Raw genomic sequence first — 333 nt, 5'->3', positions numbered from 1 at the left:
TTTTATTTCCAAATATGGTACAGCTAAATCTCGTATCCAAAACCAACTTTCTTATAAATTAGGCCAAGCTATGATAGTTAATTCTAAATCTATACTAGGTTACTTAATAATACCTGTAGCATTATTAAGTATAATAATTTCGCATAAACAAGAACAAAAAATCTACCAAGAAAAAATAAAAAAAGATCCTTCTTTAAAACTACCTCCTTTAGAATCTTATCCTGATTGTAAAGAAGCCTTAAAACTTAAAAATCATCTTTCTTATAAATTAGGACAAGCTCTTATACAAGCTAATAAAACTTGGTATAAGGGTGGGTATGTTAAGATGTTGTT

General features: G+C 27.3%; 1 protein-coding gene. It reads left to right on the top strand.

Going from position 1 to position 333, the window contains the following annotated elements; genetic code table 11:
• On the top strand, positions 1–333 hold a 333-nt coding region (locus E2O22_RS07865; RefSeq protein WP_508619272.1), incomplete at both ends, for a DUF8374 domain-containing protein.

The sequence above is a fragment of the Campylobacter lari genome, from assembly GCF_004357905.1.
In the GTDB taxonomy this organism is placed as follows: domain Bacteria; phylum Campylobacterota; class Campylobacteria; order Campylobacterales; family Campylobacteraceae; genus Campylobacter_D; species Campylobacter_D lari_D.
The sequence above is the reverse complement of the archived record's forward strand: the minus strand, read 5'-3'. Positions and strand labels throughout refer to the sequence as shown.